Origin of the sequence: Gluconobacter sp. DsW_056, from assembly GCF_002153595.1 — a bacterium.
Taxonomy (GTDB): domain Bacteria; phylum Pseudomonadota; class Alphaproteobacteria; order Acetobacterales; family Acetobacteraceae; genus Gluconobacter; species Gluconobacter albidus.
Map to the genome: position 1 here is coordinate 164,057 of NZ_JOPF01000002.1, position 25,538 is coordinate 189,594.

A 25,538-nucleotide genomic window follows, 5' to 3' on the forward strand; every position below is an offset into this window, starting at 1 on the left:
GCCGCCGTGTTTCCGCGTTAAGGCGGCAGGATTCAGAAAGGATACCGGATAATGGGACGTCTGATTGATGCGGCCTTGGCCGTCGGCACGGTTTTTGGGGTGCAGTACGCCTCGCGTGAAATCAGCCCGGCGGATGATGCGTCTACCCGCCGGTGGTACGAGCGGCTGAACAAGCCGCATTTCAATCCGCCCGGTCCGGTCTATGGCATCGTCTGGACGATTCTGGACGGGCTTCTGGCCTGGTCGGGCTATCGACTCCTGCGGGCCGAGAAGTCCTGTTGCAGGACGGCAGCGCTGATCCTCTGGGCCCTGTGTGTTACCGGTGTGGCAGGCTTTCCGTTCTTCGTGTTCCGCAAACGACAGCTGGGAACGGGTCTGGCCATCTGTGTTGGCCTGATCATGACGTCCGGGGCTTCGATCTGTGCGGCGCACAAGGTGGACTGCAAGGCTGCCTCAATGCAGGTGCCGTTTTTCGTCTGGCTGATTTTTGCTACCTGCATTCACGAAGAAATCTGGCGCACGAACTGAAGCCGTCCTCAGGCTGCGTTCAGAATGGCCGTCATCAGTCCGGGAAACCGTGCGTCAAGCTCGGCAAGCCGCAGGGAATTGCGGTGCTGCACGCCTTCGATGCGCGTTCGCAGGACGCCGCTTTCACGCAGGACCTGAAAATGGTGCGACATGCTGGATTTGGGCCGCGTCCCGATCAGCGTGGCGCAGTTGGCCTCTCCCACCCGGCCCAGATGCCGCACGATGTCCAGACGCGCAGGATCAGCCAGCGCGCGCAGCACAAGAATCAGTTCGAATGTCGCGGGGTCGGGATGGTCGTAGGCAGCCATGAGGTCTTATCCCTTTCCTGAAGTTTTATCGCAACACTTGCTTTGTTCGAATTTTATCGAACAATATGGTGATCAGTCCATTGAAGGAAAAACAGGATGCCAACGCTGTTCGATTCGATTGATTTCGGTCCCATTCATGCAAAGAACCGGATTCTGATGTCTCCGCTGACGCGTGCGCGCGCCGACAGAAACGCCGTTCCGACGCCGATCATGGCGGAATACTACGCCCAGCGCAGCAGTGCTGGACTGATCATCACCGAAGCCACGGGTATTTCCCGCGAGGGGCTGGGCTGGCCGTTTGCCCCGGGCATCTGGTCGGATGAGCAGGTCGAGGCCTGGAAGCCGATCGTGGCCGCGGTTCACGCCAAAGGCGGCAAGATCGTCTGTCAGCTCTGGCATATGGGGCGGATGGTCCATTCTTCCGTCACGGGGACGCAGCCCGTTTCGGCTTCCGCGACCACCGCTCCGGGTGAGGTTCATACCTATGAAGGCAAAAAGCCCTACGAACAGGCGCGTGCCATTGATGCCGCCGATATCAGCCGCATCCTGAACGATTACGAGACTGCTGCACACAACGCCATCCGTGCGGGTTTCGACGGTGTGCAGATCCATGCGGCCAATGGCTACCTCATTGACGAATTCCTGAGGGACGGGACGAATCTTCGCACCGATGACTATGGGGGTTCGCCGGAAAACCGCATCCGGCTCCTGCGTGAAGTGACCGAACGTGTGATTGGTGCGATCGGCGCGGAACGCACAGGTGTTCGCCTGTCACCGAATGGCGATACGCAGGGCTGCATCGACAGCGCACCGGAGACGGTTTTTGTGCCGGCCGCCAGACTGCTTCAGGATCTGGGCGTCGCCTGGCTCGAACTGCGCGAACCGGGTCCGGACGGAACTTTCGGCAAGACGGATCAGCCCAAACTGTCTCCACAGATCCGCAAGGTCTTTACCCGCCCGCTGGTCCTCAATCAGGACTATACGTTCGAGACGGCGCAGGAAGCTCTGATACAAGGCTATGCTGACGCGATTGCCTTTGGTCGGAAGTTCATCTCGAATCCCGACCTGCCGGAGCGTTTTGCGCGCGGCATCGCCCTTGATCCAGACAATATGAAGACCTGGTACAGCCAGGGGGCAGAAGGATACATCGATTATCCGTCCGCTACATCGGGCCCTAACTGAATCCTTGAAGCAGTCCGGGAGCCGTCGTGGTGGCTCCCGGACTGCCAGTCAGACTGGCCGTACGAGTTCGTACAGCGCAACGGCCGCAGCGTTGGAGACGTTGAGGCTTTCCATTTCGCCGGGCATGTAGACGCTGGCGATTTCGTCACAGGTTTCGCGCGTCAGACGGCGCAGTCCGGCTCCTTCAGCTCCGAGAACCAGTGCCACACGACGTCCGGCGAACCCCTTTCCGTCGAGCCGTGTGCCCCCGGCATCCAGACCAACAACCCAGAAATTCTCAGCCTGAAGTGCCTGAAGCGCGCGGGAGAGGTTGACCTCACGCAGGATGGGAACGACGTCGAGGGCGCCTGAGGCTGCTTTCGCCATGGCGCCACTTTCCTGGGGGGCATTGCGATCCTGAACGAGGAGGGCAGCCGCCCCGAAAGCCGCAGCAGATCTGAGAATGGCGCCGATATTGCGCGGATCCGTCACCTGATCCAGCACCAGAACCGGTCCTGTCCGTTCAACGATATCGGGAATGGCAAGCGTTTCCAGAGGCTCAACCCTCAGGCAGACACCCTGATGCACGGCATCGCGCTCACAGAGCTTGTCGAGGCGCTCACGGTCCACGATCTGCGGCTTGTGTGAGGCACCTTCAAAAGATGTCGCAGCTTCGCGCGTCGCCAGAAAATCATGGATGACCCGCTCAGGATTGGCAAGAGCCGCCTGTACGGCATGATGCCCATAAATCCAGTAGCCGGAACCGGAATTGCCGGCATGGCCACGACCGGATCGGCCACCGCGGCCGCCAGAGCGCTCACTGGATGAGCGAGACGGCTGCTCAGCGTGTGCGGAAGGAGGGGAGGAGCGATCCGTGGAACGGTCGGGGGCGGAACGGGAGGGAGATCTTCTGGCCATAAAAAGCATATAATCGACAACAGGCGATTGACATAGCCGTCAATCCGCCATATCTGAACCGCCGACCCGGAGAGGTGCCCGAGTGGCTAAAGGGGGCGGACTGTAAATCCGCTGGCGTACGCCTACGTTGGTTCGAATCCAACTCTCTCCACCAGGTCTCTTCAATCTAATTTAATGATTTTTCCCCTTAGGGGGCTGAGTCTAGTCATAATGACATTGGCGGCTCTATAATTTTCTCGTACGGCTCCACCGAAATAATTCCCGGGCCGATGGCCGACTTTGGAAAAGAATACCCAGCAATAAGGGCCGATTTCAAACAAGAGCGTGTCTTGCGGAAAATCGAAAATGAGACGCGTGATATGCGATCTTTTTTGCGATGTCGCCTCTCAAGCTACTGGGAGCGAGAAGCGTCTCCGGTTTCGGCAATTGCGTCACGCAGGAAAGTCCTGCATGCCCCTTGCAGCAGATCTGTATTAGTTATTTTTATATCACAAACAAAAATAGAAATAACTTAAATAACTATAGAATTTCAATAATTATATAATTACTTGCCCAAAAGTATATCTATAGTTCTAGGTAATTTATTAAAAATAGACTCTAAGACCTACACGTTATCTGATTGGTCAAAACAATAGCGGTTTAAGAGTGAAGAAAGTTTGTCAGTAGTTGAAACTAAATTGTATTTATTATAATATAATTTCTATTATTTAAGTGTTTATAACATACACAATTAGTGCACAGTATCTTATGCAGCCAAAAAAATCGAGCATTCATGTTCGATTCGTAACTGATAGCATGTGATTTAGGAGTTTAATGAGGTTATTTTCCATCAGCACGGATTTAAATAAAAATATTTTCATGGACTAGTTTTAAGGAACTCGATTGCCTTACGATCGTTTCTAAATCTAGAAAGATTCAGATATAAATATAATCAAAAGAAATAATGCATTTTGTGGAATGCGCCGGTTATTCATAAATCTTTACATAAAATGTATAAATAAATTTCTAATTATATCATGGTTAATGATTATTTATATAATAATATAAATATTTATTTTATAAATGGAGAAAATATGATTTTCCATAATGATTTTATGTCAATAAATTTTTCTCCTTCAAAAGGAAATTTAACGGCAAAAAGTATAAAAGATACAATTATCATATCAATAAGCGGTATAGGCCATGAAGATGAAGCTGATAAATATATTCTATTAGAGGATAGTTTTGAAGATTTCAATATTTTGGGAATAACTAATAAAAAAAGAGATTTCTTCATAAATAACTCTACTGAATCTGCGCTTGATTTTCTAAAAAGCTTTCTAAGCAATTTTTCTCGCATAATAATAATTAGTCATTCTATGGGAGGATTTTTTGCATTTTATATTTCAACATATATAGAAGTGGACTTGTGTATTGTATGTAGCCCATATTTATCTTTATCAGAAAGCGAAATGAATTTAAATGATAGTGAAGAGAGGCTACTGTTTGATAAATTAAACAGTAGCTACATAGAAAATTACTGCCTTAAAAACGTTAAAATATCACATCTTTCGCCAAAGAAACAAGATAAATTTATAGTAATACTTGATTTATCGATTAAAGATGACGTCAAGACATTTTATTTAATAGATAAATATTTAAATAAAATAAATACAATAATTCTCCCGGGTATAGGACATTTATCATTATATTATCTTGAAAAAAGAAAAATCATAAGTTCTGTGATTCGTGGTGAATTGGGGGAGGGAAGTCTATTGTCTACAAAAAAAATACTTGAGAATATACTTAACTATTATCTTGAATTTACTATTTCTGAAAAATCAAAAATATGTATTAAAAATCAGATCTATTTTAATGATAAAGATATATATAAAAATTACTATTCTTTTGTTTATAATTTTATTCCATATAAAGAAAGTAAGGATTTATTTCTTATTCTCAATAAGCATGGTTACATGATGAGTTTTTTTTATTCGATTTCGGGTTTTTTCTGGTCAGAGACACCATTTGAAGATAGTAGATTTTCTCCTGTTGTTGTAAATATTGAACAAAGGAAATGTTTTTGTTTTTATGACTGTGATTATATAGAGGTCGATTACGAAATAATTGGTGCGGAAATTAACAAAATTGGGAAAAATTATATAAAAATTCCTTTTTCGGAAGATTTTTTTATAAATTATTTTGGGAAATTGAGTTTCAATGACAAAATAAATATTTTTTCGGCTATAAATTTAAATAAAAAACATCAGAAAAGTAATCATGCTTTATCTTTTGGCAGAAAAATCAGAAAAATATTTAGGATTAAGGATGTTTGATTAACATATATATTTACTAACTGAATACTATATTGTAATGATTATATGGTTTTAATTTTTGGCGCCTTAAGAATACTCTATGGTAAAATGATTTTGTCGGTATGAGCAGGTGTCTCTGTGTTTTCTATTCCGGGTTGGTTTTGGATTTTCAGTCGATAAAGGTATGCGATTTACGAATACAGAGCGGTAAAAATTCTGGAAGAGAACTTTGGCCTCTCTGAAATTGCTCTTTCATGCATTCCCCGGCTGGATCGGGAAGGATTGCAGAAGTTATTGAATGGCAGTGCCGGAGGGCTGGGGAGCGCCTCCGGTGGGAATGTGGTTTCAGTCAAGAGGCGCGATCTTCACGACAATATATGGCATGACTTCGAGGTCTTTACCGTCATGAAATACCGGCAGACGCGCCCACTGCCCAACTGTGCCGTAGAACGCGCCATTGGCGTAGGTTAGGCCATCGGGTTCAGTCAGGCGCGGATCATGGGCAACGACCGAGATCTGACCGTCAGGACGATGTCTCAGGATTGCGTGACGTTCGTTATCCGTGATGTAGAGCGATCCATCCGGGCCGGTGGCTATGCCATCGCTCATCCCGGTTTCGCCTTCATCCTTTACGGCCCGCTCCAGATCGGTTTCGCTGATTTTTGGATCGGACAGGACGGCGGTGGGCGCGGAATAGAGGCGGCGGCTGCTCAGCGGCTGCCAGTAAAGCGTCTGCTGATCGGGACTGATGGCAATGCCGTTCACCCCGCCCTGAGGGACGATGGCATGTGCTGGATCATAGCGCCCTGTCACGCCATCCATCATGGCCACAAAGCCCTGGACGGGCATGACTGAGACCGTGTCCGCGAGAATGCGACGCTGATGTCCTGTAGCCAGATCGACGACAATCAGTGCGGGATGCACATCGACGGAAGTGTCCGAAATGAACGCGCTGCCCGCTTTGCCATGGGTCAGGTCAATGCGGACGTCATTGAGGTGGCTGTCTGGCAGAAGTGCCGGAGCGCCAAGCGGGATAACCTGCGCGATTTTCCCGTTGGCGGGGTCTATCCGGAACAGCTTCTGTGCACCCGCCACGGTTCCCGTGCCAGCCACCATGCCTTCATCCAGCACCCAGAGCTGTCCGTTGGCATCCACCGTCATGCCAAGCGGAGAGACGAACTGCTCCTGTGAGGCGGCATCGGGGAAGGGGGTCAGCTTGCCTTTCGCATACAGCGCAAGTCTGGGCCCCGAATGTTCATGGGCGCTGCGGGGGAAGCCGAGCACCATGCGCCCATCAGGCAGAACGGCAATGCCGGAGGGCTGGGCGTTGGAAAACCGTCCGATGACCTGCACATTGCCGGATGAAAGCGTGCCTTTGTCCACGGTTTCTGCGGCGAGAAGAGGGGACGCGGTGGTGAGAGCTGAAATACCGACGCTGAAAGCGAAAGCCAGAAATGTCTGACGAGCCATGGTTAAGTCTCCTTTACCGGTAAAGGAACAGAATGGCTGCGCCATGACAACCCACGCCCACGTGAATACGGAAGATCAGCGTTGCAGGAGCCGGTTTCGCAGGGCAGGATCATGGGCATACAGGAACAGCCCATGAATGCCGCGCGTGAGGATGACGTTCAGGGCGTTGAGAATAACGCGCTTTTTTGCTTCTTCGGGTGCAGTGATCCCCTTTCGCCCTTGAAAGGCCGCGGTGTCTTCATACCGCTCTGGCCGTACGCCGATCTGGTCGTGTTCTGCGTCGTAAAAGAGTGAAGGCCCAAGGATGACGCCGGCATAATTCAGGTCGAACCCCTGAATGGTATAGACAGACCCCACCTCGTCAATCGTATCGGGGCGCTCGGCCCAGGGCAGTTTTTCGCTTGGCAGGGAGCGGTCCCAGCGCAGATGGAAAGCACCTTCGGTGATGAAATGGTCTTCACCATTGAGCGTGTAGGGATAGTCATAGGTCGAGAGCAGACGACAGAGGCCGTGTTTTGCGTTGCAGTCACGCAGATCCGCGTAAAGCTTCGCACAGTCGTCATAGATCCGCAGATCGAAGCCCGGATCTTGCGGGCGTGGCAGGATCCTGCCCTGTCCCAGAGCATCAATCCACGACCACGTGGCCTGACTGGCCGCAACACGGAACTGGGTTTCGAGATGGAAGGTTTCGGAGGGACGGCCTTTGCGGAAGCTCTCAAGAAGATCGGTAGACCAGTGGCTCTTGAATTTCAGTACCTGTAACGGATCAAACACGACCACCACGATCCGTGCCCAGCGCAGGAGTTCCTCCAGATGGTTCTGCTGGGAAAAATGATTGTACCGGTCTGGTCGCGTCAAGAGCAGGTGCGCTTCGTCCACCAGAACGATATCTGCGTGTTTTCCGGTCTTTGCGGATTCATTGATGAACGTTGTCGGGCGCTCGTAATCGCTTTTGCGCAGGTTTGGCATCGTGGCCGCGATGTTGCGATAGAGCTTGAGCATTTCCGGATGGTTGACGATCAGCATGTTCCGCAGATCCTTCAGTGGATCGGCAGGTGAGCCGCTCCGCGCCCGGGTCTGAAGCGTATTGAAGATCGCATTCAGGACGACGCTTTTTCCTGTGCCTGCCACGCCTGCAATAATGAAAAGGGCGCTGTCGTCCTTTCGGTGGCATTCGCAGAATGAAACCACGCGATGCAGCAGATCCATCTGTGGTCCGGACAGTGCAAGCTCGGGAGAGAGCTTGCGCGTTGCAGCATTGTCGGAAACGCTCATGGGGCTCAGTCTGCGGCGATATCGGCAACCGTGGCATCCGTGGCGCGCTGCGCATCCGCGGGCGTGATCCGCACGACCAGCCCCTGACCGCCCGCATTGATGTAGACATGCGCACGCGGCATTGCGTCCTGTGACAGGACGACCGGGATCGGCGTTTTCGATCCGAACGGGCTGGTTCCACCGGACTCGAAGCCGGTTAGATCATGCGCCTTTTCAGGGCTCATCATGCGGGCATTGCGCCCGTCGAACAGGGCGGCGACCTTCTTGAGATTCATGCGCTGATGCGCAGGGGCCACGACGCAGACCGCCTGTTTCTTGTCCACTTCGACAACCAGCGTCTTGAGCACGTCTTCAGGTGGCACGCCGATCGCATCCGCAGCCTGCATTCCGATCAGACCGCCATTAGGGGCATAGTCATAATCATGAATGCTGAAGGGAATGTTCCGGGCCATCAGGAAAACGGTTGCGGCTGTTTCTCGGGTCATGTGCGTGCTCCGTTTCCAGAAGCAGGCCATATACGCCGGGCGGCTGAATTCCAGCAAAAATCAGCGAGGCCATCCCAGGTGGGACCTGCAGTATCGTGTTGCCTGTATGGGCGCGCGGAGGCGGGTTGGCAACATGACGGATGCTGGAAAGAGGCGGCCCGTTCTGCGCTAGGCTGACCCGGAGTTGCGAGATGTATCGTTATTCATGAGACACATGACGTTTTTTTCGTTATTGTTTAACGCTAAAGAGATTGCTGGCCGCTCTGGGGGCGGGAGAGTCGTCGTGACGATCCAGCAGGTCGGAAAGCTGTCGGGAGAGGCATCGTGAGTCAGAAAAGCATCTGGATCGGGACGAACTGGAAAATGAACAAGGGGCCGGCCGCAGCCATTGCGGACGCCCGGGCCCTCGCGTTTTTTCGGCCCCCCGAAGGCGTCCGGTGTTTTCTGGCCCCGCCCGCCACGTCTCTGCGGGATGTGGGAGCGGTCCTTCATGACAGTCCCCTGATGGTTGGCGCGCAGAACATGTACTGGGAAGAGAACGGGGCGTGGACGGGCGAAATTTCCGCGCCGATGATCGCTGAATGCGGTGCGTCCATTGTTGTGTTGGGGCATTCGGAGCGTCGGCTGCACTTCGGGGAGACGGACTGGACGGTCAATCTGAAGGTCCGCGCAGCGCTCCGGCATGGTCTGCGTCCCCTGATCTGCATTGGCGATACGCTGGACGAATATGAATTCGGCGTTTCGCAGGAGACTCTGGCGCGGCAGACGAAAATCGCGCTGCACGGGGTTTCACAGGAAGACCTTGAACGGGTTCTGGTGGTCTATGAGCCCGTCTGGGCCATTGGAGCGGCAGGCCGTCCTGCCGAACCGGCTTTCGTCTCGCAGATCCATACGACGCTGCGCGGCGTCGTGCAGGGGATCGTGGGTCAGGGCAGCTCCGTGCGGATTCCGCTGCTTTATGGCGGGAGCGTTTCGCGGGGCAATATCCGCGATTATGTGGCCCTGCCGGATGTGGACGGCGTGCTGATTGGCCGGGCAGGCTGGGATCCTGCGGATTTTATGGATCTGGTCGAGAGCGTGCGTGACGTGGTGTCTCCGAAGGTTCCTGCATGATGAATGCCCTGCTTACGGAAGGGCAGGCACTGTCCGGCCGCCGGCGCGGGATCCTTGATTATGTCACCGAACATGGCGTGGTGCCGGTCGCGGACCTGCTGAAACGCTTTTCGCTCAGTCGGGCGTCGATCAACCGGGATTTGCTGGCACTCTGCGCGCAGGGGCTGGTGCGGCGGGTCGGAGCAGATATTACGGCTCTTCCGAACATCAGCGCAGCGGGCAGCGTGATGTATCGAAGAGGGCAGGCTGTTGCCGAAAAACAGGCGATTGCGACGCTGGCCGCCTCCATGGTCAGCCAGGGCGACACCATAGCGCTCGATGATTCCACGACTGCCGGAGCAATGGCAGACAGATTGTTCGACATTGCCGGATTGACGGTCGTGACGAACAGCCGTGGGCTCGTCAGCCGTCTGGGGCCTTGCGAGACGGTCGGGTTGATTGGTCTCGGGGGGCGGTACAGTCCGACGTTCGACGCCTTTGTGGGCAGGATCTGCGAACAGACCGTGAGGTCCATGCGGATCAACACGGCATTCGTGTCGGCAGCGGCAGTCTCTGGAATGGCGGCCTATCATCAGGTCGAGGACATCATCCAGGCCAAGCGTGCCCTTATGGACGTTGCGGATTGCCGCGTTCTTCTGGCGGACAGCCGGAAGTTCGACACTTCGGCCATGAACCGGCTGGCGCTCCTGTCCGAATTTGATGTCGTGATTACCGATGACGGGATTGATCCCGTCCGCGCCGGGCTTTTGCGGGATGCAGGCATAGCCCTGAAGATTGCGGACGTGCCCCGTCCCGGTTCCGGAGTTACTCCGGACTGAGGGCCTTCTGCCGCGTTATGACCGGGGCGGCCGGCCAGAATGTGACGGAGACTTCCGCCTGCAGGGCTGAGAGTTCGTCCTGGATGTAGGTCATATATTCATGCAGTCCGCGGGAAATGATGTCCTCGGCCGTCTGGTCTTCGAGCGTGGCTCTTAGATTAATGATGCGTTCCTGAAGCGGCCCGCACTGGTGGCGGAGATTGTAGTGTGTGGACAGGGCGTTCAGCGTGCTTTCCACCTGCCGCAGATTGAGCATCAGCGACCGCGGAAAGCCCTCGTTCTTGAGCAGAAATCCCACGACATTGGCGGGTGTGGTTGTCACGGGCTGGAGGCGGCGGAAGGCGTGATAGGCGGCGGCCGAGCGCAGGACGGACCCCCACTGCGTCAGATCCAGCTGCGAGCCGAAGGTTTCGCCGCCGGGCAGCAGCGTGTGATAGCGGATGTCGATCAGACGGGTGATCTGGTCGGAACGCTCCAGATATTTCCCCAGCAGATAGAACAGCCATGCCTGATCGCGGTACAGCGTGCCCTCGGTGACGCCGAAATGCGTCTGGCAGTCCTGTTTAATGCGGTTGCACAGCCCGGACAGGCCATTACGGCGGATGTCGGGCGTTGAAAGCTCCATCATGCTCTGGGTGAAGATGTTGAGCTGCATCCACATTTCAGTTGAGATCAGCGGGCGCGCCGAACGGGCGTTTTCCCGAACCATGTGCGCCATGGCGCGGATGGAGGTGGGGTTGGTATTTTCCGTGATGTAGAAGGCGAGGATATTGTCTTCCGTCGCGGGCAGCGCATAGAGGGCGGCATAGCGCTCCTCATCCGAGTTGATCTGAAGGATGGAATCCCATCCCGGACTGCCGTCGGGATTGCGGACGAAGGCTTCCGTTACTTCCAGAATACGGGCCAGATTCTCGATCCGCTCCATATAGCGGGCGAGCCACATCATGCTTTCGCCATAGCGCGACAGCAGCGTGTTAAGATTGGCGAGCATGGCGGGAAAGCGTGTGCCAGTCTGTGTCATCGGGCCATCACCCAGGTGTCTTTCGAGCCGCCGCCCTGTGAAGAATTAACGACCAGCGAGCCTTTGCGAAGGGCCACGCGGGACAGACCGCCGGGGAGAACCCATGTGTTTTTCCCCGTCAGGGCAAAGGGCCTCAGATCCACGTGCCGCGCCTCCACGCCGCTGGGACAGAGCGTGGGGGAGACCGAGAGGTCGATGACGGGCTGGCTGATATAATTGGAGGGATCTTCGAGCAGCTTGGCGCGGAATTCGTCCAGTTCGGTCTGCGTGGCCTGCGAGCCGATCAGCAGACCATACCCGCCCGACTCGCCGACGGGCTTGATAACGAGTTTGTCCATGTTGGCGAGCGTGTAGGCCAGTCCCTCCGGCTCGGCGCAGATATGAGTCTGGACGCTGTCGAGGATCGGGTCTTCGCCAAGATAATAGCGGATGAGACGGGGCATGTAGGCATAGACGGCCTTGTCGTCCGCAACTCCCGTTCCCAGCGCATTGGCCAAGGTGACATTTCCACGGCGATAGGCCTCTACGAGACCGGGCACGCCGAGCATGCTGTCCGGATTGAACGCCAACGGGTCCAGATACTCGTCATTGAGGCGACGATAGATCGAATGGACGGGGCGGAGGCCTGCGACCGTGCGCATGTAGACGCGATGGTTCTCGACGATCAGGTCCCGGCCTTCGACGAGGGGCACGCCCATCTCGCGGGCCAGAAAGACATGTTCGAAATAGGCGGAATTGTAGATGCCCGGCGAGAACAGGACGACCTGCGGATCGGTCACGCCCTCGGGCGCGACCTCGCACAGGGTCTGATGCAGCTTGAGGCCGTATTCCTCAACCGAACGCAGCGGCATGCCTGAGGCAAGGTCGGGCATCAGGCGCAGCATCATGTGCCGGTTCTCGATGACATAGGAGACGCCCGACGGCGTGCGCGCATTGTCTTCCAGGACCATGAAACGGCCACTGCTGTCGCGGATCAGGTCGGTTCCGTTAATATGGACGTAGACGTCCCCCGGAACGCGGACGCCGACCATGGCTTCGCAGTAATTGGGGTTGCCGAGCACCAGACTGGCCGGAATGATGCCGTCCCGCAGGACATGACGCTCGTGGTAGATGTCGCGCAGGAACAGGTTGAGGGCCCTGACGCGCTGCTGCACGCCGCGGTCGATATGCTCCCATTCCGAGGCAGTCAGAACGCGCGGGATCATATCGAAGGGGAGAATGCGGTCGATCGCTTCGCGGTCGGAATAGACGGTGAAGGTGATGCCCAGTCGATAGAGCTGGGTCTCGGCCGTGCTGGTGCGATGGCGCAGTTCCGACAGATCAAAACCGGCCAGACGGTCGCGCACGGTCTTGAGCGACGACGGCATTTCGTCCGTCCGGCGCATGAGTTCGCAAAAGAAATCCGGCGTGTCATAGGCGGCGAAAATGCCTGCCGCAGCCTTCGCGGGGGGCAGTGCGGAGAGACTGTTCGTGGAGGGAGTGGTCGCGGAGGGATTGGGAGACTGCAAAACCGGCTTGTTCATTCTCTGCCTCACACCCTGTTTTTCCCCGACCCTGTGTGCTGAGGGAAAATCCGATCAGCCGTGCCGGTTCATTACGATAGTTTATTAACGGAGCAAGATTCCGGCGCTTTGCCAAGCGTGAAATTTGGCGTTTGGACAGATCGGGAAAAGTCTGGTGGAAATTGTTGCGGTTCCCGACAGGGCTGATAGGGTAATGTTCTGAACTGCCATCAGACCCGGTGGTTGCCGGAGCGGGATGGCCCGAAAATCCTGTGCCTGGAACGCGTTTCTGAAACTGATTGTCCACAGGGCCTGCCAAGCATGAATTCCCGCGTCATACTGCGCCACCATACCCGATATCAGTATGACCGGCCTGTCTTTCTGGGACGCCAGACCGTGCGGCTGTGCCCGGTGTCCCGGGTGGAGCCAATTATCCGGAATTATGCGCTCGACGTGTCGCCGGACAATGCGGATGTGCTGTGGCGTCAGGATGCGTATGGCAATCGCGTGGCGGAAATCCGGGTTCCGGAGCGTGTGACGGCGTTTGATGTATCGGTCAGCATGGACGTAGATCTGGGCAGCCGGCAGGATGCGGCCGAAGGGGTGGAAATGCCGCTCTGTGCGGCCTACCGGGATGTGGATGCGGCTGGGACGCAGGTGTCCCGGTTTGTCGAGGCCTGGCGGGTGGCGGGTGAGCAGAGGGCCCCATCCGTGGTGGCGGACCTCAACCGTGCCGTGGCGGAGCGTCTGACCTATCAGCGCAGGCTTGAGCCGGGCGTGTGGGCACCGGAAGAGACGTTGCGGCGGGAAAGCGGTTCATGCCGTGACAGCGCATGGCTTCTGGTGACGGTCCTGCGGCATCTGGGGTTTTCGGCGCGGTTCGTGTCCGGCTATCTGATCCAGCCGGATGACGCCGAAGGCCTGAGCTGTGACCTGCATGCCTGGGCCGAGGCCTGGATTCCGGAGAGCGGCTGGGTCGGTTTTGACACCACGTCCGGGCTCACGGTGGCGCAGCATCACATTCCGCTGGCGGTTGCCGGCCGCCCTGAGGAGGCCGCGCCCATTTCAGGAATGCTCGACCGGTGCCGCGCGACGTTTGATGTGACGATGCGGGCGGAGCCTTTTCTATCCGGGAGCGATACCCCGGAACTGGTCATGATCGGGCAACCCGGTGTAATGCGATCCTATGAAGCTCTTTGAGTGCCAGTCCTGCGGACAGATTCTCTTTTTTGAAAACACGGTTTGCGAGCATTGCCGCCATCCGATCGGGTATCTGCCAGAACAGTCGCTGCTGACTGCGCTGGACCCGGCTGGAGAACGCTTGTGGCGTCCGCTGGAGCCTTCGGCCCGTCAGGAAAGCGTGCTCTACTGCTCCAATCACGACTATGGCGTCTGCAACTGGTTGGCAGAGCCTGATCCCAATAATGGCAGGCCGTTCTGTTTTGCGTGCAGTTTCAACCGTACGATCCCAAGCCTTGATACGGCTGAAAACCTTGAGCGGTGGCGGAAAATAGAAGTCGCCAAGCACCGCCTGTTCTACACGCTGCTGCGCCTGAAGCTGCCCATCCGGAATCGGCGGCAGGACCCTGAAAACGGGCTGGTGTTCGACTTCCTTGATGATGCGCCCGATGGCTCTTCATCCGTCATGACGGGGCACTCCAACGGCGTCATCACTCTTGCGATCCGTGAAGCCGATGATGCGTCCCGTGAGCGGATGCGGATCGAGATGGGAGAGTATTACCGTACGCTCCTGGGGCATTTCCGGCATGAGATCGGACATTATTACTGGAATCTTCTGGTGCGTGATGCCGGAAAACTGGATGAGTGCCGAGCCGTCTTCGGAGATGACAGGGCGGATTACCAGCAGGCGCTTCAGGTCTATTATGACAGCCCTCCGCCGCCCAAATGGCAGGAGAGTCACGTCAGCGTCTATGCGACCTCTCACCCTTGGGAGGATTTTGCGGAAACCTGGGCGCATTACCTGCATATCGTCTCTACGCTCGAGACTGCGTGTGCCTTCGGAGTCAGCGTGAATCCGCGGCTTGAGGGGATCGGTCATGCTTCTGGTCGGACGTTGGGAGACCCTTATACGGAAGCGTCTTTCGAAGACATCATGCAGGCCTGGCTGCCCCTGACCTATGCGGTAAACAGCCTGAACCGCTCGATGGGGCTAGCGGATTTCTATCCGTTCGTGCTGACGGCAGGAGTCATGCACAAGCTCGCCTTCATCCATCGTCTGATCCGCGGAAGCCAGAGCGCCTGAGTTCAGGAAAAACTCTCCGGAACGGTTTTGCACGTCATGATGTAACGGGGCTGCTTCTCCTCAGTCCAGTCGGACTGAAGGGCGGACAAAGGTTTCGACCCAGTCCGAATAACAGGACATCAGACCCCGGTAATAGCCGAAAAGTTCCATCTGGTGCTGGCGGTAGAGCATCAGATGCGCCATGCGTGCCGAGAAGCCGTGTGAAATGCCTCCGCCCCAGACGGTGCCGCCGGGGAGGGCCGCCCAGCCGTTATATTTTCCAAGAGCCACGATCGCGCCCTTGTTATGGAAGACGCAGCCCGGGACTTTCCGGCCATGTTCGATCCATGCGGGGAGATACCGGGCAAGATGTTTGGCCTGCTGTCCCGCGACCTGAGCCGTGGCGGGCAGGGGGTCATCCTGAATGAAAGAGCAGTCTCCAAGCGCGAAAATACGTTCGTCATCAATGGATGAGAGGTTCGGATTGACGAGGATCTGACCAGTGCGGTTGATCGCCAGTCCGCCATAGGCGGTGGTGACTTCGGGGGCTTTGACGCCTGCCGCCCAGACACGCAGCTTGGCGGGGACGTAGGATCCGTCTTTCAGAATAAAGCCGTGGGCATCCGCCCCCGCAACGCGGGCATTGGTCTGAACGGTCACGCCGATATGCTCAAGTTCCTTCTGGGCAGCCGCAGAAACGGATTCCGGAAAAGCGGGAAGGATACGCGCGCCTGACTGAAGCAGCGTGACATGCAGCTTGGGGGGCGCCTTGCCGAAAGCGTGCAGATTATAGGGTCCAACGATCTCCAGAGCCTTGTGCAGTTCCGCGGCAAGCTGAACGCCGGTCGCACCGCCCCCGACAATCGCGATGTCCAGTTCCGAGGTGTTGGCGAACGCGCGAAGCAGTTCCATACGGAATTTCTCGTTGAAAGCGTTGGCCTCCACGAGATTGTCGATGGACATGCAGTGATCTTTAACGCCCGGCGTGCCGAAATCATTGGCGCAACTGCCGATCGCAATGACGATGGTGTCATACTTCATGCGGCGGCTTTCCAGAATGACCGAACCGTCGGCTTCCAGAAGCGGGCTGAGGATCACTTCGCGGTTTTCGCGGTCAATGGAAGCAACTTCGCCGGGCCAGAACTCAAAATGATGACCGCTGGCCTGTGAGATGAAATTCACCTTGTCGTTTTCATTGCTGAGCGTGCCGGAGGCAAAGCAGTGCAGCATTGGTTTCCAGACATGGGAGAAGCTTTTGTCGATCAGCGTGATACGCGCTTTTCCGGGTTTCCCCATCGACTTTCCGAGGCGTGTTGCGAGAGAAAGGCCGGCAACACCACCTCCGACAATCAGGATTTCAGGTCGAGACAGCATCGGTTTTCAGGCCTCCGTTGAGGGGACGGGCATCAGAAAAAGATACACGGGGAAAAGCTGTTCACGCCTCGCCACGGCAGTAAACAGTGAGGTTCGGAAGAGACTATTATGGGCATTCCGGATATGACGAAAATCATATTCAGGTGACTGTAATAAAGTCCGATGAGTTCTTTCCTGTTTCGCGTAATTTCAAATAAGCGTGATAAATTTTTACAAAATATACTGAAAGGGTTTTTCGCCCTGTCGCATTCCCCGTAGCGGGAAAGTCACGCTTTATTCGGAAGATCTAGAACCAGAAAATATCGTGGGCTAGTGCAAAATTGACAGAAAATGTCATTACAAAACGTTAAATGAAACAAAAGATTAACAAGAGAAATAATCAGAAACCAGTAAATGTCCCGCGCAGCGAGAGCAGATCTCCGTTTATTCCAGTTCAAGGCTCCAGAATGTCTTTCTCAAGTCGGTCTTTCGCGTTTGCGCTTTCAGTTTCCGTTCCGTGTCTTGTGCCTGTTGTCGCTTTCGCCCAGGATTCACAGAACGTTTTTTCTCTCCCTGCCCAGTCCCTGACATCCGCTCTGACGGCTTTTAGCCGCCAGACCGGTGTGCATGTCGCCTTCGATGCCAATGCGGCAAACGGTCTGCGTTCTGCCCCCCTTTACGGGAAAATGGACAATCTGAAGGCCCTGCGCAGGCTTCTTGGCAAACATGCCTTCAAGGTTGAGGTATCCAATCCGAAAAACATCACCTTGCGTGCAGGGGCTTCCAGAAAATCGACCAGTTCTGAAGCTGATATGGTGGACAACCTGACTGTAAGGGGAAGTCGCCATGAATTGCGGACCAAGCGTAATTTTGCAGGTGTCGTTGATTCGATCACTTATGATGATGCGTCCAATCTGGGCGGGGCGACGTCCATGGCCCAGTTGCTGACGCAGCTTCCGGGTGTCACGGGGATCCGTAATGGCGACGAACCGCGTTATATTAGCGTGCGCGGCGTCTCCTCGGATCTTAACCAGACGACACTGGATGGCATGACGCTTGCAAGTATCAGTGACGGCGGCAGCATCCGCAGGCGCGTGAATATGCAGAACATTCCGGCCGAAATGACCGGGGAAGACGATATTTACAAAACTTTTACGGCTGAACAGGATGGGGGTGCCATCGGTGCGGTCATCAACATGAATCCGCGCAGCGCCTTCGACCATGACGGGCTCTATAAATACATCAATGCATACGGGATTTACGGAACCGAAAAAGGATCGGCGGGCGCCAACCGAATTCCTGGGATGTCGCCGCATTTTGGACAGGGCGCCAAGGCTGTTTTCTCTGACCGGTTCGGGAAACACAAGGAATTCGGCATCATGACCTCATTCCGGTATCAGAGCCGGACCCGGAACACGACCAAGAAGTGGCAGGAAGACAGCTACAATTATTATAATACCAAGGGAAAAATCCTCAGCCCCAATGATCCAAGCACGCCGGGCTGGAATGGCATGACCGCCCCTCGCTATGTCGATGGCGGAAGTTATTCAAATAATCTGAATTCTCTGGGCGGCGCCGCGCGTCTTGAATGGCATCCCGAAAACAGCGGATTCAGTGCCTCCGTTATGGGATATGCTTACGAGAGGTGGGAAAACTCCTTTATGGAGCACAACGAATACCTGCTTGATGATACAGGGATCTGGAACCAGACCCCGACTTCCGGCCGTGAATACATCTACCGTGCCCGGACGATCGGCCGGAAAGACAACTGGCAGATGAATACCAATGGTGTTCTGGGAAATCTGAGCTGGCACGACAATATCTCGACGCTGAAATTGCGTGCGGGATACACGTGGGAAGATTATTATAATCACGAACCCTATGTGACTGCCCGGGTGTATCCGAAAGAGACTGCGAAAGGTGCTGTTTACGCCGATTATACGATCAACCGGGAAAACGTGGCCAATCTCGTCGACATTATCGACATGAACAAACTCCTCAACAGCGGTTACGCGTTCCAGACAGTCCAGCAGGAATACGATCGTGATCATGAAGGGGTTACAAACGTTCGTCTGGATTACACCCGCAATCTCAGTCCGGATTTTCACGGATTTGGATTTGCGAGCGGTTTTGAATGGAGAAGTCTGAATGCCACCAATTCTTCAGATCAGCTCTGGTATAAACCCGGTGGCAGTGCGACATCCAGCATGTTCATTCCGGATATGCAGAACCCGAACGGACCATTTTTTGACCTGACGAATTTCCCCTGGGACAAGCAGACCCTTGATCCGGCCAAATCCAAAAATTACACGCAGCTGGCGTATTTCCGGTATCAGGAACAGCTTTTTGATGGGTATGTCTCGCTGCACTACAAGTGGCGGAACTCACAGATCATAGCCGGTGTTCGTGCTGACTCGGTAAATTTCAACGCCTTTATTCCAGGCACTGACAGTTCGTCGAACCCGACAGGGAAAATTGACAAAAACCGGGGTGGCTACATCAATCCGCTCCCTTCCGTGACGTTTGTGCATGAATTTCCAAAGAACCTGATTCTGCATGCGGTTTATAGTCAGTCGGTTGGTCGTCCGCAGCCAACGGATCTTGCACAGGCTGCACAATATAGCTGTGGTGACTCCCAGAATACGCAGCCTGGAGATATCAACTGCTCGCTGTCACGGGGAAATCCTAATCTGATGCCGCGCAAAGCTCAGAATTTCGATATTTCCCTCGATAAATTCTTCAATCGTGGAAGAGGCGTCTTCAGTGTCGCTTACTTCGACAAAATGATCAAACACGACATCTATACAACCAGATCGACGGAAATCATCAATGATGAGCTGACCTACGTCACGCAGCCACGGAACGCCAACAACTCGTCTCTGATGGGGGTCGAGGTTTCGGTGGTGGATAAGAGCATCAAGGGACCGTGGAGGCAGTCGTTTGACATCAATGCCAGCGGAACCTGGATGCGCGGCCGGATGACGTATCAAGGTGTGAATGTTTCATACAAGCTGAAGCAGCTGACCGAACAGCCTTCATATGTCTTTAATGGTAGCGTGACATGGCACATCCCGCAGATCCGTGGTGCCGTCAAAGCGTCCTTTTCGTATTCCGCGAAGTATCTTGAAGGCCTCAATGACGACCCGACGCAGATGTATGGTTATGGCTCGCAGCCAAGTCTGGATATCGGAGCCTGGAACGATATTACGGACAGTCTTCGCCTGAAATACGAAGTCTATAATCTGGCCGGATCGCATACGCGGATGTATTACGGCGAGCATCTCAATCGGCTGGAAGCAAAAGAAGATTACGGCCGCAGCATCTATTTTGAACTGGTTTACAACTGAGGAGAATTCACGCGTCAGGACAAAGTCTGTCCTGACGCGTGATCTTATGCCCGCTGCCATTGCCCCCGGAGTTTGCTCCGGGGGCAACGTGCTTCAGGCGGCGAACACTTTTGAAATGGCGTCCTGTGCTTCCTGCTGAATGGCGCGCAGGTGATCCGCACTGACGAAACTCTCTGCATAGATCTTGTAGACATCTTCCGTGCCAGACGGACGGGCGGCGAACCAGCCGTTTTCGGTGACGACTTTCAGCCCGCCGATCGGAGCATCATTACCCGGTGCGCGCGTCAGCTTGCTGATGATCCTGTCACCGGCCAGCGTCTCCAGCGGGAACTGTTCGGGCGCGAGCTTGCTGAGCTTGGCCTTCTGTTCAGGATTGGCGGCCGCATCGATGCGCTCATAATATGGGGTGCCGAGGCGGGCGATGATCTCGTGATAATGGACGCTCGGGTTCTTGCCGGTCTTGGCCGTAATTTCAGCCGCCAGCAGGCCCAGAATGAGGCCATCCTTATCGGTGGTCCAGACTGAACCGTCGCGTCGCAGGAACGTGGCGCCTGCGCTTTCCTCGCCGCCAAAACCCAGAGATCCGTCCATCAGGCCGGGGACAAACCACTTCAGGCCAACCGGGACTTCGACCAGTTTGCGCCCCATCTCGGCAGCAACACGGTCGATCAGGCCGCTGCTGACGAGTGTCTTGCCCACGCCGAGTTCCGGGCTCCAGTCCGGACGGTTCTGGAACAGGTAGGAAATGGCCACAGCAAGGTAGTGGTTCGGGTTCATCAGGCCGTCGGGCATGGCGACGATGCCGTGGCGGTCCGCATCCGTATCATTGGCGAAGGCCACGTCGAAGCGGTCTCCCATCTCGATCAGGCGCGCCATGGCATAGGGGGAAGAGCAGTCCATGCGGATCTGTCCGTCCCAGTCGGCTGTCATGAAAGAGAAGGTGGGGTCCACCACATCGCTGACAATGGTGGCATTGAGACCATAGCGGTCGATAATGGGCTTCCAGTACGCGACGGCTGCGCCGCCCAGAGGGTCGATGCCAATCTTAACGCCGGCGTCCCGAATGGCCTGCATGTCGATGACGGAATCCAGATCGTTCACATAAGGTGTGATGAAATCGTAGCCCTGGATGCAGGCTTCCTGCCGCGCCTGTTCATAGGGCAGGCGTTTGACGTCTTTCAGGCCGTTGGCGAGGAAGTCGTTGGCCATGTCCTGAATGGCTTTGGTAATGGATGTATCTGCGGGGCCGCCATTGGTCGGGTTATACTTGAACCCGCCATCTGCCGGAGGGTTATGGGATGGTGTGATGACCACGCCATCGGCGAGGCCCGTGGTGCGGCCCTTGTTGTAGGTCAGGATGGCATGGGAAATGACCGGCGTCGGCGTATAGCCGTCATGTTCGTCAATCCGTACGTCAATGCCATGGGCCGCGAACACTTCGATTGCGGATTTCTGTGCCGGACCCGAAAGCGCGTGGCTGTCCATACCGATAAAGAGGGGGCCATCAATTCCTTCGGCCTTGCGATGGCGACAGATTGCCTCGCAGATGGCGAGGATATGGTTTTCGTTGAAACTGGTGTGGAGCGAGGAGCCGCGATGGCCCGAGGTTCCGAACGACACGCGCTGCGTGGAGACGGCCGGATCGGGGTTGCGATCATAATAGGCCGCGATCAGGGCGGGAATGTCGGTGAGCTGGGAAGAGGAAAGTGTTTTTCCGGCCAGAGGACTGAGATGGGCCATTGCTTCAGAGTTCCTTGCATCCACGTTGCAGCGTTGCCGTTCGTTGGCAGTCATAACGCATGAACGCCCTGTATGGGCGTGTCGTTCAAGGCAGGAGAACGTGTATCCGAAGCGATGTCCAGAGAGATGCGCCCATTTCATGAAGATTGAACATCAAGCGGTTCACGGGAAGCCAGACTTGAAAATATCCTTTTGGAATTTTGAGATATTTTTAAAATTTACGAATTCTTAAATAAAGTCAAATCAATAAACATCATAAATATCTATGCAATAATATATGGGAATACTTTAATAATAAAAGTTCCAAACCGATAAAAATTTATTTTTGTCATTGAAATAAATTTTCCGCATTTTAACGAATGATTCTACTTCGATAAAATATTCTCCGGGTATTGCAGAGTAAATTCATTTATATTTTTTTTGGAGCTTGTTATGTCATCTCCTCCATTAAGTCCTGAGGCACCCACTCCGCCCAAAGGGCCTGTGAAAGCACAAGCGACAGGTCAGGCGGGTCGTTCGACGACTTTGGATGCAGCGGAAATTTCAGCAAAAATTTCAGAATTAAAAACATCTTCCAAGGGGCTGACGTCGATGGAAGCTCAGGATCGTCTTGCCAAAGACGGTCCGAATGCCATTCAGGCCCATGAAGAAAGCCGCTGGAAAAAGCTTCTCGGCTATTTCTGGGGACCAATTCCCTGGATGATCGAAATTGCAGCGGTTATCTCTTTTCTGCGCGCAGACTGGCCGGATTTTTTCGTTATTTCCGGCTTGCTCCTCTATAACGCGGCCATCGGCTTCTGGCAGGACAACAAGGCAGCCAATGCACTTGCTGCTCTCAAAAAGGGGCTGGCTCTCAAGGTGTCTGCATGTCGCGACGGTGTATGGGGCACCATTGATGCGACTGATCTTGTGCCGGGGGATGTTGTAACGGTTGCATCGGGAGAAATCGTTCCCGCAGATCTTCTGTTGATTGACGGAAAATATCTGTCTGTCGATCAGGCGGCTCTGACTGGCGAATCTTTGCCGGTTTCGAAAAAAATCGGCGATGGCGCTTATTCCGGGTCGATTGCGCGTCAGGGGTCCATGATCGGTCTGGTCGTCGCGACAGGAAACAATACCTTTTTTGGTCGTACAGCAAAGCTGGTCGCATCGGCGGGTAGTAAATCGCATGCAGAACAGGCCGTCCTGCGTATCGGCGACTTCCTGATTATCCTTGCGGCGGCGCTTGCCGTTGTGCTGGTCGGGGCGCAGATCTGGCGGGATCTGGCCCATAACGGCGCTTGGCATTGGAGCGAGGCCGGGGCGATTGCGCAGTTTGTACTGGTGCTCCTCGTGGCTTCCGTGCCGGTTGCCATGCCTGCGGTCATGTCTGTGACAATGGCGCTCGGAGCCCTTGCGCTTTCGCGACAGAAGGCCATTGTTTCACGCCTGTCCGCGATTGAAGAACTGGCGGGCGTTGATGTGCTGTGCTCGGACAAGACCGGAACACTCACGCAGAACAAGCTGACACTGCAAGCCCCGATTCCCTTTGGCACCGCGAAGGCCGACGATCTCGTCATTGCCGCCGCCTTGGCGACACGAGCGGAAAGTACGGATGCCATTGATCTTGCCGTTCTCAAGGCACTGCCTGACAACAATCCACTGGCCGCATACAAGCGGGTGGATTTCATTCCGTTCGACCCCGTCAACAAGAAGACAGTCGGCATTGTGCAGGATGCTGCCGGACATAAGATCCGTTACGCCAAAGGTGCACCACAGGTTATCGCGACGCTGTGCGGGATTAAAGAAGAGCGGGTTGGCTCGAACGACAACTCCCCGACGACGGAATATTTCGGCAAGGTCTCGGAGCTGGCCAGTCACGGTACGCGATCGCTGGGTGTGGCGGTCTCGCATGACGACGGGGCGAGCTGGACCTTGCTGGGGCTTCTGCCCATGCTGGATCCGCCTCGTCCGGATGCGGCGGCGACTATTGCTCAGGCGAAAAAGCTGGGCCTGTCCGTCAAAATGGTCACAGGTGACGATGTCGCAATTGGCTCTGAAATTGCGCACCAGCTGGGGCTGGGCGAGCATCTGCTGAAGGCGACGGATATATTTTCATCCCATATGAACCCGAATAAAATTCCGGTTGATGCAGCACGTGCGGTTGAAGCCGCAGATGGGTTTGGGCGGGTTTTCCCCGAGCATAAATTTGAAATTGTCAAAGCCCTCCAGGAGCGTGGGCACATTGTTGCCATGACAGGTGACGGGGTGAATGACGCGCCTGCTCTCAAACAGGCCGACTGTGGTGTCGCTGTGAGCGGCGCAACGGACGCCGCCCGTTCGGCAGCTGCGCTTGTCCTGACAGCGCCAGGGCTCTCGACAATCGTGAATGCGATAGTGGAAGCCCGGGCGATTTTCGAGCGTATTACGTCATACATCTATTATCGTATCGCAATGACGATCGACATTATGTTTCTTGTTGTCGCCTCGTATCTTGTCTTCGGTTTTCAGCCTTTGACGGCTATCATGATTGTCGTCCTGGCTCTGCTTGACGATATTCCGATCATGACGATTGCTTATGATAACGTCGTAACCTCCGCCGAGCCGGTGCGTTGGGACATGCATCGCATCATTACGTTTTCTTCCATCATGGGCATTGCATCCCTGGCTGAAAGCTTTGGTCTTTTGCTGCTCGGAATTGCCTGGATGCATACGCCTTGGCTGATGGATATCGTTCCTCTTACGGCCGCTCATCTTCAAACGATGATTTTTCTGCAGCTGGCTGCTGGTGGCCACCTGCTTCTGTTCGTCGTGCGGACGCGGCATACGATCTTTCGGCCGCCTTATCCCAGTCGTCCGCTATTTCTGGCAGTGGTTGGAACGCAGATCGTGGCTGTGTTGCTCTGTGTCTTTGGTATTCTTGTTCCCGCATTGCCATGGATCATGATTGGCGTTGTCTGGATCTATGCCCTGATCTGGATGGTCATCATTGATCTCATCAAAATCGTTTCCAGTTCTCAAATAAAGCGTCGCGAAGAGAACAGCCTGAAACTCGGTCAGCCTGTTATTCACAACTAAATATAAAATTTAAAAAAAGGATATCTGTTATGGATTTGCGTCGTAAATTGATCGTCAAGCCGGGAACCACGGTTCGCCTTAAAGATGTCAACGCATCTTATCACGCTCACTACAAAACAGAACATGACGCCGACAAGGATATTGAAGAACATCAGGCACGTGTCAGCGCCTATCAGCAAAAACTATATGCTGAAAAGAAGCATGCCCTTTTGATTGTTCTTCAGGGAATTGATGCGGCTGGTAAAGATGGTACCTGTTGGCACGTCATGAAAGCGATGAACCCTCAGGGAACATCCGTGCATGGCTTCAAACAGCCAACAGAAGAAGAAAAGCTCCATGATTTCTTATGGCGCGTTCACCCTCACACGCCTGCTAGAGGACAGGTCAGTGTGTTTAACCGATCGCATTACGAAGATGTGTTGGTAACCAGAGTGCATGATCTGGTTACCAAAAAAATCTGGTCAAATCGCTATGACCTGATCAACGATTTTGAAAAAATGCTGGTTGCGAACAACGTGACCATCCTGAAGTTCTTCTTGTATATTACGCCGGAAGAACAGTTGGAACGCTTTCGTCAGCGTCTGGATGATCCGGCCAGACAGTGGAAAATCAGTGATGCTGATTACAAGGAGCGGGAGTACTGGGATAAATATACTGCCGCATATCAGGACATGATGGAAAAATGTTCAACAAAGCATGCTCCTTGGTACATTATTCCATCCAATAACAAATGGTTCAGAAATCTTGCCGTGTCTAATATTATCTGGAAAACCCTTCAGGACATGGACCTGAAATTTCCGGAACCTACTGTTGATATTGAGAAAATCAGAAAAGAATATCATCACGCGAAAAAGGAAAATATCTAATTCCGGGGCTCAGGGGCGGCCTTTTTGTTTGGGATTTGAG

The 25,538-nt window shown here is 54.3% G+C and carries 19 protein-coding genes and 1 tRNA gene; 11 read left to right on the plus strand and 9 right to left on the minus strand.

The window, feature by feature from the left end:
- Positions 1-51: 51 nt before the first annotated feature.
- Complete coding sequence (locus HK22_RS01530) at positions 52-528, plus strand: TspO/MBR family protein (RefSeq protein WP_086648089.1); 477 nt, start codon at positions 52-54, stop codon at positions 526-528.
- A gap of 8 nt (positions 529-536) precedes the next feature.
- Here the strand turns inward: HK22_RS01530 and HK22_RS01535 are convergent, their stop codons facing one another.
- On the minus strand, positions 537-836 hold the full coding sequence (locus tag HK22_RS01535; RefSeq protein ID WP_062108539.1) for a helix-turn-helix transcriptional regulator: 300 nt from the start codon (positions 834-836) through the stop codon (positions 537-539).
- 96 nt (positions 837-932) lie between these two features.
- On the opposite strand from HK22_RS01535, the gene HK22_RS01540 reads away from it, so the two are divergent.
- Positions 933-2,018 carry an alkene reductase gene (locus tag HK22_RS01540; RefSeq protein ID WP_086648090.1) on the plus strand — a complete coding sequence of 362 codons (1,086 nt, stop codon included), beginning with the start codon at positions 933-935 and terminating at the stop codon, positions 2,016-2,018.
- A gap of 48 nt (positions 2,019-2,066) precedes the next feature.
- Here HK22_RS01540 and rlmB read toward each other — a convergent pair whose 3' ends face one another.
- A complete protein-coding gene (gene rlmB / locus HK22_RS01545) occupies positions 2,067-2,915 on the minus strand; it encodes a 23S rRNA (guanosine(2251)-2'-O)-methyltransferase RlmB (RefSeq protein WP_198945449.1) in 849 nt (282 codons plus the stop codon).
- Positions 2,916-2,983: 68 nt separating this feature from the next.
- Here rlmB and HK22_RS01550 point away from each other — a divergent pair.
- Positions 2,984-3,069 (plus strand) — tRNA-Tyr (locus HK22_RS01550).
- A gap of 919 nt (positions 3,070-3,988) precedes the next feature.
- Entirely contained in the window at positions 3,989-5,230 is a 1,242-nt protein-coding gene (locus HK22_RS14890) for a hypothetical protein (protein WP_143412360.1), read from the plus strand.
- 324 nt (positions 5,231-5,554) lie between these two features.
- Here HK22_RS14890 and HK22_RS01555 read toward each other — a convergent pair whose 3' ends face one another.
- The 3 genes from HK22_RS01555 to HK22_RS01565 all read right to left on the minus strand — a co-directional run bounded on the left by HK22_RS01555 (position 5,555) and on the right by HK22_RS01565 (position 8,439).
- Complete coding sequence (locus HK22_RS01555; RefSeq protein WP_086648091.1) at positions 5,555-6,679, minus strand: SMP-30/gluconolactonase/LRE family protein; 1,125 nt, start codon at positions 6,677-6,679, stop codon at positions 5,555-5,557.
- Between the two features lie 75 nt (positions 6,680-6,754).
- The gene (locus tag HK22_RS01560) at positions 6,755-7,954 is read right to left on the minus strand and encodes a DUF2075 domain-containing protein (protein WP_086648092.1); all 1,200 of its coding nucleotides are present in this window, start codon (positions 7,952-7,954) and stop codon (positions 6,755-6,757) included.
- A gap of 5 nt (positions 7,955-7,959) precedes the next feature.
- Positions 7,960-8,439: a YbaK/EbsC family protein gene (locus HK22_RS01565; RefSeq protein WP_062109834.1), complete on the minus strand. Its 480-nt coding sequence runs from the start codon at positions 8,437-8,439 to the stop codon at positions 7,960-7,962.
- Positions 8,440-8,760: 321 nt separating this feature from the next.
- Between HK22_RS01565 and HK22_RS01570 the strand changes: the two genes are divergently transcribed.
- Positions 8,761-9,552 carry a triose-phosphate isomerase gene (locus HK22_RS01570; RefSeq protein WP_077803218.1) on the plus strand — a complete coding sequence of 264 codons (792 nt, stop codon included), beginning with the start codon at positions 8,761-8,763 and terminating at the stop codon, positions 9,550-9,552.
- On the plus strand, positions 9,549-10,370 hold the full coding sequence (locus tag HK22_RS01575) for a DeoR/GlpR family DNA-binding transcription regulator (protein WP_233142326.1): 822 nt from the start codon (positions 9,549-9,551) through the stop codon (positions 10,368-10,370). Before HK22_RS01570 ends, HK22_RS01575 begins: the two co-directional genes overlap by 4 nt.
- On the opposite strand, the gene HK22_RS01580 is transcribed toward HK22_RS01575, so the two are convergent.
- Together HK22_RS01580 and HK22_RS01585 are read right to left on the minus strand one after the other, a co-directional pair.
- The gene (locus tag HK22_RS01580; protein ID WP_231865291.1) at positions 10,357-11,391 is read right to left on the minus strand and encodes an alpha-E domain-containing protein; all 1,035 of its coding nucleotides are present in this window, start codon (positions 11,389-11,391) and stop codon (positions 10,357-10,359) included. The two genes, HK22_RS01575 and HK22_RS01580, sit on opposite strands and share 14 nt — an antisense overlap.
- Complete coding sequence (locus HK22_RS01585) at positions 11,388-12,914, minus strand: circularly permuted type 2 ATP-grasp protein (RefSeq protein ID WP_086648093.1); 1,527 nt, start codon at positions 12,912-12,914, stop codon at positions 11,388-11,390. Before HK22_RS01585 ends, HK22_RS01580 begins: the two co-directional genes overlap by 4 nt.
- Before the next feature lie 300 nt (positions 12,915-13,214).
- Between HK22_RS01585 and HK22_RS01590 the strand changes: the two genes are divergently transcribed.
- Entirely contained in the window at positions 13,215-14,093 is an 879-nt protein-coding gene (locus tag HK22_RS01590; RefSeq protein WP_086648094.1) for a transglutaminase family protein, read from the plus strand.
- A complete protein-coding gene (locus HK22_RS01595) occupies positions 14,080-15,156 on the plus strand; it encodes a putative zinc-binding metallopeptidase (protein ID WP_086648095.1) in 1,077 nt (358 codons plus the stop codon). Before HK22_RS01590 ends, HK22_RS01595 begins: the two co-directional genes overlap by 14 nt.
- Before the next feature lie 60 nt (positions 15,157-15,216).
- Here the strand turns inward: HK22_RS01595 and HK22_RS01600 are convergent, their stop codons facing one another.
- Positions 15,217-16,509 carry an NAD(P)/FAD-dependent oxidoreductase gene (locus tag HK22_RS01600; RefSeq protein ID WP_086648096.1) on the minus strand — a complete coding sequence of 431 codons (1,293 nt, stop codon included), beginning with the start codon at positions 16,507-16,509 and terminating at the stop codon, positions 15,217-15,219.
- A gap of 446 nt (positions 16,510-16,955) precedes the next feature.
- Between HK22_RS01600 and HK22_RS01605 the strand changes: the two genes are divergently transcribed.
- The gene (locus HK22_RS01605) at positions 16,956-19,835 is read left to right on the plus strand and encodes an outer membrane beta-barrel protein (RefSeq protein WP_062109843.1); all 2,880 of its coding nucleotides are present in this window, start codon (positions 16,956-16,958) and stop codon (positions 19,833-19,835) included.
- A gap of 93 nt (positions 19,836-19,928) precedes the next feature.
- Here HK22_RS01605 and pgm read toward each other — a convergent pair whose 3' ends face one another.
- Entirely contained in the window at positions 19,929-21,575 is a 1,647-nt protein-coding gene (pgm, locus tag HK22_RS01610; RefSeq protein ID WP_077803212.1) for a phosphoglucomutase (alpha-D-glucose-1,6-bisphosphate-dependent), read from the minus strand.
- 432 nt (positions 21,576-22,007) lie between these two features.
- Here pgm and HK22_RS01615 point away from each other — a divergent pair, with 432 nt between their 5' ends.
- Both HK22_RS01615 and HK22_RS01620 read left to right on the plus strand, forming a co-directional pair.
- Positions 22,008-24,632 carry a plasma-membrane proton-efflux P-type ATPase gene (locus HK22_RS01615; RefSeq protein WP_086648097.1) on the plus strand — a complete coding sequence of 875 codons (2,625 nt, stop codon included), beginning with the start codon at positions 22,008-22,010 and terminating at the stop codon, positions 24,630-24,632.
- Positions 24,633-24,661: 29 nt separating this feature from the next.
- Entirely contained in the window at positions 24,662-25,498 is an 837-nt protein-coding gene (locus tag HK22_RS01620; RefSeq protein ID WP_086648098.1) for a polyphosphate kinase 2 family protein, read from the plus strand.
- Positions 25,499-25,538: the final 40 nt, after the last annotated feature.

Coding starts and splice junctions, on each gene's coding strand:
- HK22_RS01530 (WP_086648089.1), top strand. CDS start 52: ATGGGACGTCTGATTGATGCGGCCTTGGCCGTCGGCACGGTTTTTGGG.
- HK22_RS01535 (WP_062108539.1), bottom strand. CDS start 836: ATGGCTGCCTACGACCATCCCGACCCCGCGACATTCGAACTGATTCTT.
- HK22_RS01540 (WP_086648090.1), top strand. CDS start 933: ATGCCAACGCTGTTCGATTCGATTGATTTCGGTCCCATTCATGCAAAG.
- rlmB (WP_198945449.1), bottom strand. CDS start 2,915: ATGGCCAGAAGATCTCCCTCCCGTTCCGCCCCCGACCGTTCCACGGAT.
- HK22_RS14890 (WP_143412360.1), top strand. CDS start 3,989: ATGATTTTCCATAATGATTTTATGTCAATAAATTTTTCTCCTTCAAAA.
- HK22_RS01555 (WP_086648091.1), bottom strand. CDS start 6,679: ATGGCTCGTCAGACATTTCTGGCTTTCGCTTTCAGCGTCGGTATTTCA.
- HK22_RS01560 (WP_086648092.1), bottom strand. CDS start 7,954: ATGAGCGTTTCCGACAATGCTGCAACGCGCAAGCTCTCTCCCGAGCTT.
- HK22_RS01565 (WP_062109834.1), bottom strand. CDS start 8,439: ATGACCCGAGAAACAGCCGCAACCGTTTTCCTGATGGCCCGGAACATT.
- HK22_RS01575 (WP_233142326.1), top strand. CDS start 9,549: ATGATGAATGCCCTGCTTACGGAAGGGCAGGCACTGTCCGGCCGCCGG.
- HK22_RS01580 (WP_231865291.1), bottom strand. CDS start 11,391: ATGACACAGACTGGCACACGCTTTCCCGCCATGCTCGCCAATCTTAAC.
- HK22_RS01585 (WP_086648093.1), bottom strand. CDS start 12,914: ATGAACAAGCCGGTTTTGCAGTCTCCCAATCCCTCCGCGACCACTCCC.
- HK22_RS01590 (WP_086648094.1), top strand. CDS start 13,215: ATGAATTCCCGCGTCATACTGCGCCACCATACCCGATATCAGTATGAC.
- HK22_RS01595 (WP_086648095.1), top strand. CDS start 14,080: ATGAAGCTCTTTGAGTGCCAGTCCTGCGGACAGATTCTCTTTTTTGAA.
- HK22_RS01600 (WP_086648096.1), bottom strand. CDS start 16,509: ATGCTGTCTCGACCTGAAATCCTGATTGTCGGAGGTGGTGTTGCCGGC.
- HK22_RS01605 (WP_062109843.1), top strand. CDS start 16,956: ATGTCTTTCTCAAGTCGGTCTTTCGCGTTTGCGCTTTCAGTTTCCGTT.
- pgm (WP_077803212.1), bottom strand. CDS start 21,575: ATGGCCCATCTCAGTCCTCTGGCCGGAAAAACACTTTCCTCTTCCCAG.
- HK22_RS01615 (WP_086648097.1), top strand. CDS start 22,008: ATGTCATCTCCTCCATTAAGTCCTGAGGCACCCACTCCGCCCAAAGGG.
- HK22_RS01620 (WP_086648098.1), top strand. CDS start 24,662: ATGGATTTGCGTCGTAAATTGATCGTCAAGCCGGGAACCACGGTTCGC.